6 protein-coding genes are annotated in these 7,715 nt (G+C 30.3%); all 6 read right to left on the bottom strand.

Features of this window, described 5'->3' with window-relative positions:
- Positions 1 to 251: 251 nt before the first annotated feature.
- Positions 252 to 839: a ribosome biogenesis GTP-binding protein YihA/YsxC gene (gene yihA, locus BUB51_RS02255; protein ID WP_073195079.1), complete on the bottom strand. Its 588-nt coding sequence runs from the start codon at positions 837 to 839 to the stop codon at positions 252 to 254.
- Entirely contained in the window at positions 829 to 3,183 is a 2,355-nt protein-coding gene (gene lon / locus BUB51_RS02260; RefSeq protein ID WP_073195081.1) for an endopeptidase La, read from the bottom strand. Before lon ends, yihA begins: the two co-directional genes overlap by 11 nt.
- Before the next feature lie 53 nt (positions 3,184 to 3,236).
- Entirely contained in the window at positions 3,237 to 4,052 is an 816-nt protein-coding gene (locus tag BUB51_RS02265) for a CPBP family intramembrane glutamic endopeptidase (RefSeq protein WP_073195083.1), read from the bottom strand.
- A gap of 103 nt (positions 4,053 to 4,155) precedes the next feature.
- Positions 4,156 to 5,433, bottom strand: coding sequence for an ATP-dependent Clp protease ATP-binding subunit ClpX (clpX, locus tag BUB51_RS02270; protein ID WP_073195084.1), 1,278 nt, complete (start codon positions 5,431 to 5,433; stop codon positions 4,156 to 4,158).
- Positions 5,434 to 5,452: 19 nt separating this feature from the next.
- On the bottom strand, positions 5,453 to 6,037 hold the full coding sequence (clpP, locus tag BUB51_RS02275; protein ID WP_035163694.1) for an ATP-dependent Clp endopeptidase proteolytic subunit ClpP: 585 nt from the start codon (positions 6,035 to 6,037) through the stop codon (positions 5,453 to 5,455).
- A 24-nt stretch (positions 6,038 to 6,061) separates the two neighbouring features.
- Entirely contained in the window at positions 6,062 to 7,348 is a 1,287-nt protein-coding gene (gene tig, locus BUB51_RS02280) for a trigger factor (RefSeq protein WP_073195086.1), read from the bottom strand.
- Positions 7,349 to 7,715: the final 367 nt, after the last annotated feature.

Consider the following 7,715-nt stretch of genomic DNA (forward strand, 5'->3'; position numbering starts at 1 on the left):
CCTTCATCTACATATAAAAAAATAAATGAGTATATCTTCTCATACGGCAATATATTAGTTAAAGTAACAATAATAAACGATAAAGAACCTGTATCCTTTGAACAACAATATGCAATAGCAGAATCAGTTTTGAATTTTTTAAATAATTACAATATCGATAAAAAAATAACGATTAAATTATATCAGACACCTTCTAATGTTTTCTCAGAAGGTGTCTGATTTTATTTACATAAAAACTATTATTTAATAATTTACTCTACCAAAATATTTTCAATAATCTCCCATACCTTATCTACATTAACCTTTTTAGTTGCAGAAAATGGTACTATTGAATTTTTATCTTCTACTCCTAACTCTTTTGCTATTATCGATATATGCTTTTGCCACTTACCTTTAGCAATTTTATCTGCTTTGGTAGCTATAATTATTCCTTTATACCCAAATGATTTTATCCAATTATACATCATCTTATCGTGCTCACCCGGAGCATGTCTGATATCTAAAAGAAGAAAAACTTCTTTTAATGATTTTCTATTTACTAAATAATTTTCTATCATTTTTCCCCATTTTTCTCTCTCTTTTACCGAAACTTTAGCATATCCATATCCGGGTAAATCTACTAATCTTAGTTCTTCATTTATACTGTAAAAGTTTATTGTCTGTGTTTTCCCTGGCTGAGAACTAGTCCTCGCAAAGTTTCTTCTATTAATCAAAGCATTAATAAGCGAAGACTTTCCTACATTAGACCTTCCGGCTAAAGCTATTTCTGCTACCCCTTCACTTGGATATTGATTCTCATTTACTGCTGTAATTAATAGTTTCACATCTTTAATTTTCATTTCCATCATCCTTTTTCACTAGAGCATTTTCTAATACTTCATCCATATTCTTAACTAATACAAATTTTAATTTTCTCCTAACCTTATCAGGTATTTCTTCCATATCTTTTTTATTATCAAAAGGTAAAATAACCTTTTTAATACCTGCTCTGTGTGCTGCTAAAACCTTCTCTTTTATTCCACCTACAGGCAATACTCTACCTCTTAAAGTAATTTCGCCTGTCATGGCTACATCACTTCTAACTGGAATGTTCGATAATGCAGATATTACAGCAGTAGCCATTGTTATACCTGCTGATGGTCCATCTTTAGGAATAGCTCCTTCTGGAACGTGAATGTGTATATCCTTTTCTTTATAGAAATCGTCTTCTATACCTAATTCGCTAACCTTTGATCTGATATAACTTATGCCCGCCATTGCTGATTCCTTCATCACATCGCCAAGCTGTCCTGTAAGCTGCAATTTACCTGTTCCATTCATGCAGTTGACTTCAATAGATAAAGTTTCTCCACCAAATGCAGTCCAAGCTAATCCCGTTGCTATTCCCACCTGATGCTCATCAGCTGCCTTTTCATATCTAAATTTAGGTATACCCAAATATTTATGCAAATTGCTGCTATTTACCCTTACAGTTTTTACATTATCCTCTACTATCTTTTTAGCAACTTTTCTACATATATTAGCTATATTTCTTTCAAGATTTCTAACACCAGCTTCTCTTGTATATTTATTTATAATATCTCTTATAGTATTTTCTGATATTACTAAGTTCTCTTTTTTCAATCCATGTTCTTTCATCTGCTTAGGCAGTAAATACCTCATTGCTATCTGTACCTTTTCTTCTTCTGTATAACCAGATATCCTTATAACTTCCATTCTGTCAAGTAATGGTCTTGGAATTGTAGATGTCGTATTCGCTGTTGTTATAAACATAACTTTTGATAAATCGAAGGGTACTTCTAAATAATGGTCGGTAAATGTATTATTTTGTTCAGGGTCTAAAACTTCTAATAATGCCGATGCTGGATCTCCTCTAAAATCACTGCTCAATTTATCTATTTCATCAAATAAAAATACAGGATTTTTTGAACCTACTTTTCTCATTGAGGATATTATTCTACCCGGTATAGCTCCTACATACGTCCTTCTATGTCCTCTAATTTCTGCTTCATCTCTTACTCCACCAAGAGACATTCTGACAAATTTCCTATTTAAAGACCTAGCTATAGATTTGGCAATTGAAGTCTTTCCAACTCCAGGAGGTCCGACTAAACATAAAATCGGTCCTTTCATATTCTTTGCCAACTGTCTTATAGCCAAGTACTCAAGAATTCTCTCTTTAACATCTTTAAGCCCATAATGATCTTCATCTAATATTTCTCTAGACTTTTTAATATCAATTCTATCTTTAGTCTTCTTATCCCAAGGAAGCTCAATAATCCATTCTAAATAATTTCTTATAACACCACTTTCCGCTGATGCAGGAGATAATTTCAATAATCTATCCACTTCCTTTAATGCCTTTTCTTTTACTTCTTTTGGCATTTTTATTTTATTTATTTTCTTTTTATACTCCTCAACTTCGGATTCTATTCCGTCGTCTTCTCCCAATTCTCTCTGTATAGCTTTTAACTGCTCTTTAAGATAATATTCTTTCTGCAACTTATTTATCTGTTTTCTGACTCTTTGATATATCTTTTCTTCAATTTCCAATACTTCTATTTCTTCCTTTAAGATTATGTATAGAGTTTCTAATCTTTTATAAGGATCGAATGCTTCTAGTATTTTCTGTTTATCCTCCGGTTTTAATTGAATATAAGATGCTATAACATCTGCTAATCTTCCCGGTTCATTAATTTCAGAAACTGTAATCACTACATCTGGAGAAACCTTATTACCAACTTTGACATACTCCTCAAAGGCTTCTAATACAAGCCTCATCATAGCTTCTATTTCTATATCTTTTTCCTTTTCAGTATCATAAATAAACTCCTCTATCTCAACCTCAAAATATGGTTCTTCCTTTAAAATTTCTGTGATTTTCCCTCTATTAATTCCTTCAACTAAGACTCTAATAGCATCTCCTGGTAGTTTTAGCATCTGCTTAATTTTACACACTGTTCCTACATGGTAAAAATCTTCTGATGACGGCATATCTACTTTAGCTTCTTTTTGAGATGTCAGAAAAATAAGTGAATTATTTACCATAGCCTGTTCCAAAGCATTAATAGATTTATCTCTACCAACATCAAAATGCATTACCATATATGGAAATACAGAAAGTCCTCTTAACGGGATAAGAGGTATTACTCTTTTTCTGTTTACTACCTTATTTTCTTCCATAATATCAACTCCTTTAAATATACAAATGAATAATATATAGTCGCAACTTATATCTATCTAACTATATTCTTTCTTTTCCGCAAAATTTTTAATCCATAATTCCCATTATAGTTTATAGCTGATATAGCTAGCAAAATAAAAGATGCTATAAATAATTTTTTCCACTCTATATTAACGCCTAACATGCCTAGAAAAGAATATGTATTAAAAAGCATATGTAAAATTACTGAACATAAATACCCATAAATATCATAGATAAAACATAACGATGCACCTGTTATAAATGTATAAATATATGTTTTATAATCAAAATGAGTAAATGCAAAAATGACAGAAGAAATTAATACGGCAACAATCTTTTTATTAAATAAACTTGAAAGCCAATTATCATATATCAAAACTCTAAAAGTAAACTCTTCTACTATTGGGGCTATTATAGATGTTAATACAAAAAACGTTAGATAGTCAATAAGTTGTTTTTGATAAATTAAATTATTCCCACCATTATTCGAACTAAAACTAATTATTGCTTGAAATATAAAAAATAAAAATGGTGATAAAAATATAATCTGTAAAATAGAACTAATATTTATGCTAAATTTATGCTTATTAATAGGATAAAAAGTTTTGAACATATTATTATCCAATATATTAAACTTATATATCAAAATTAAGAATACCACAACAGAAGGGAATAAGAAAAGCCCATCATAAAAAAACAGAAGAAGAATTTCACAAATAGGTAGCATATATTTTAACACTTTTCGATTTAATTTGTCCAAAAGAATCCACATTTCGACATATTGTTTTAGAAGAATTATTATTAAAAGTATTGAAAAAATAAACTTCAGATACGACAATACATCCACACAAATCCCCCCAGAAGTATACAATAATATTTTATCAAAAATAATATATCTTTCAATTATAAATAAGTCTTAAATATGAAAAATGTCCGCATAAGCGGACATTTTATGATACAGACTCTTTGTTTTCTTGTTTTTTCCTAGCCCTTCTCTTTTTCTTTTCTGCTAAAACAAAAGTAGGTTTAGATCTATTTAAAATGGTATCTTTAGTAATAATACATTTTTTAATATCACTTCTAGAAGGTATTTCATACATAATATCTAACATAATTTCTTCCAAAATACCCCTTAAACCTCTAGCACCAGTCTTTCTTTCAATAGCTTTTTGAGCCACTACTTCTAACGCCTCATCATCGAATTCAAGCTCAACATCATCCATTTTAAATAGTTCTTTATATTGTTTAACAATAGCATTCTTAGGTTTAGTAAGAATATCTTTTAAAGCCTCTTTATCAAGCTGCTCCAATGTAACTATAACTGGTATTCTTCCCACAAATTCTGGAATAAGTCCATATTTTAATAAATCCCCAGGCTCAATCTGTTTTAACAGTTCTCCTACATCTTTCACTTGCTTGCTCTGTATTTCGGCTCCAAAGCCCATAGACTTCTTACCTATCCTTTTCTGTATTATGTTTTCTATCCCATCAAATGCTCCACCAACTATAAACAAGATATTAGTAGTATCTATTTGTATAAACTCTTGATGAGGGTGTTTTCTTCCCCCTTGAGGAGGCACACTAGCAATTGTTCCCTCTAAAATTTTAAGAAGTGCTTGTTGAACACCTTCACCACTAACATCTCTAGTAATTGATGGATTATCAGATTTTCTTGCTATTTTATCAATTTCATCTATATAAATAATACCTTTTTCTGCTCTTTCAATATCATAATCTGCTGCTTGTATTAGTTTAAGCAAAATATTTTCAACATCTTCTCCAACATACCCTGCTTCAGTTAAAGAAGTAGCGTCAGCTATAGCAAAAGGAACATTTAATATCTTAGCAAGAGTCTGAGCAAGCAGTGTCTTACCAGAACCTGTAGGACCAATTAATACAATATTACTCTTTTGTAATTCAACATCTTGATCAGCAGTTCTCCTATTTATACGTTTGTAATGATTATATACCGCAACAGCTAATGCTCTTTTTGCCCTATCCTGTTTGATTACATATTGGTCTAATATTTCCTTTATTTCTTTTGGCTTAGGAAGTTCATTAAAATCGAACTCCATTATTTCTTCAAATTCTTCATCTATTATTTCTTGGCATAGCTCAACACATTCATCACAAATATATACATTAGGTCCTGCAATTAGTCTTCTTACTTGGTCTTGAGTTTTTCCGCAAAAAGAACATTTAAGCTGTTTCTGATCAAATCTTGACATTATGACACCTCTCTTAATGTTATTTCCTAAAAGTTATTACATCATCTATTAATCCGTATTCCTTTGCTTCATATGCTGACATGAAAAAATCTCTATCTGTATCTTTTGAAATTCTTTCATATGATTGCCCTGTTCTTTCACTTAAAATCTTATTTATATTCTCTCTCATTTTAATTATTCTTTCAGCATGTATTCTAATATCTTCAGCCTGACCTCTAGTTCCTCCTAAAGGCTGATGTATCATAACTTCAGCATTAGGAAGTGCAAATCTCTTACCTTTAGCTCCAGCCGCAAGTAAAAATGCTCCCATGCTGGCTGCCATTCCTATACATATTGTTGAAACATCAGGCTTAATATACTGCATTGTATCATAAATTGCAAAACCTGCAGTTATAGAACCCCCCGGGCTATTTATATAAAGTTGAATGTCTTTATCAGGGTCTTCTGCTTCTAAAAATAATAATTGAGCTACTACTAAACTCGCAGTTGCATCATTAATTTCATCAGTTATAAAGATAATCCTCTCTTTTAATAGTCTAGAATAGATATCATACGACCTTTCTCCTCTATTAGTCTGCTCAACAACAATTGGCACTAATGCCATCATTATCCCTCCCGGTTAAAAAGATTACTGGAATTTAGCATTTTCCACTAAAAACTCAACTGTTTTCCTTCTAATTATACCCTCTTTAATGTATTCTAACTCTTCTTCTCTAATATTTTTCTTAAATTTTTCAAAATCCTGTCCGTATCCATCAGCAATTTTCTTTAATTCTTCGTCTAAATCTTCTTCTGTTTCTTTTATATTTTCTTTTTCAGCTATCGCTTCTAAAACTAACTCCGTTTTTACTGTCTTTTCAGCTTCTGGTCTGAATTTTTCTTTTAAATCTTCTACTTTAGTATTTGTCAACTCTAAATATTTATTTAAATCTAATCCTTGATATCTTAAAGTAAACTCAAAATTTCTTAATTGATAATCTACTTCGTTATCAATCATTACCTCTGGTATATCAACTTCTGCTGCCTCTATAACTTTTTCTATCACTTTATTTTCTCTTTCAGCTTTTTCTATATCTTTAGCCTGTTTTTCTAATCTCTTCTTAATATCTTCTTTTAATTCATCTAAAGTATCAAATTCACTAACATCTTTTGCAAATTCATCATCTAATTCAGGTAAATCTTTTTCTTTAATTTCATGTATCTTTATTTTAAATGTAGCATCTTTGCCAGCAAGATCTTTTGCATGATATTCTTCTGGGAACTTCACATTTATTTCAAATTCTTCATCTTTATTCTTTCCAACCAATTGTTCTTCGAAACCAGGTATAAATTTGCCTGAACCGATTTCTAATATCTGATTATATGCAGTACCTCCCTCAAACTTCTCTCCATCTACATATCCTTCATAATCGATTGTTAATATATCTCCTTCTTTTGCTGGTCTGTCTGTTACTTCTACTAATCTAACATTTCTTTCCTGCATTGATTTTAATTCATCTTCAACATCTTTTTCTGTAACATTATACTCTATCTTTTCAACTTCTATACCTTTATAATCGCCTAACTTAACTTCTGGCTTAACTATTACTTCTGCTGTAAATACTACAGGCTTACCACTTTCAATTTGCTCTATATCAATCACTGGTCTATCTACTGGCTTTAGATTATGCTGTTTTATTGCTTCATTATATGCTTCAGGAAAAACAATGTTTATAGCATCTTCATAAAATATTCCTTCTCCGTATCTAGCCTCTATAATCTTTCTTGGAGCTTTACCTTTTCTAAAACCCGGTATATTGAACTTATGTCTGTTCTTTAAATAAGCTTTTTGAACTCCTTCTTTAAATTTTTTCTCATCGATTTCAATTTTTAGAGTTACATTATAATTTTCCTTTTTAATGATTTCTGAATTCATTATCGTTCCTCCTCGTCCCTTTTAATTATTATTATGTAGTTTTTATTTTCTGTCCTCAATTAGTAATTATTGCCTTATAATGCCATTTTATAATCCATAGGAATTTATATTTCTTTTATTAATAATTACTATAAAAACTATTATAGATAGTTTCAGATATAATTTCCGTAATGGATATAGGCAGAATCGTTTAATTACAGTCTCACACTACTATCTTGAACCACTATATTATATCATAAAAATTTTTTCAATGTCTATTATTGTCTCATTTCTGCAGAGATTTCGCATCAAATTTCCAGTAAAAAATTTGTTTTTACTAAAATTTTATTTTTTAACATTTACTTGAATAACTGGGAAGCCTGTAGAC

It is taken from the genome of Caloranaerobacter azorensis DSM 13643, from assembly GCF_900129995.1.
GTDB classification, from domain to species: domain Bacteria; phylum Bacillota; class Clostridia; order Tissierellales; family Thermohalobacteraceae; genus Caloranaerobacter; species Caloranaerobacter azorensis.